Genomic DNA, 358 nt, shown 5'->3' on the forward strand with positions numbered 1-358 from the left:
TTGTTTTTCCAAATTGTTTATGGGTACGGTTAATTACCTGAGCTACAGACAAACTGTGTCCTCCCAGTTCAAAAAAACTATCTCTTACTCCTACTTTTTCAATTCCAAGCACTTCCTGCCATATGGCAGCCAGTTTTTCCTCGGTCTCATTTCGGGGAGCCACGTATTCTCCACGAATAAGATCTTCTCCGTCTGCTCCTGGCAAGGCTTTACGGTCTATCTTTCCATTTGGGGTAAGAGGCAACTCATCCAGTTCGATATAAAAACCCGGAACCATATAATCCGGAAGTCGCTCCTGAAGAAAATCCCTCAATTCTGATTTATCAATACTGCCATCAGTTGTAAAATAAGCAATCAG

General features: G+C 42.2%; 1 protein-coding gene. It reads right to left on the reverse strand.

Annotated elements, in window-relative coordinates:
• Nucleotides 1-313: phosphopantetheine-binding protein (locus DM397_RS00310; protein WP_317048791.1), on the reverse strand; the 313-nt coding region annotated here is incomplete at its 3' end.
• Nucleotides 314-358 lie beyond the last annotated feature (45 nt).

It is taken from the genome of Flavobacterium nitrogenifigens (assembly GCF_003254565.1).
GTDB lineage: Bacteria > Bacteroidota > Bacteroidia > Flavobacteriales > Flavobacteriaceae > Flavobacterium > Flavobacterium nitrogenifigens.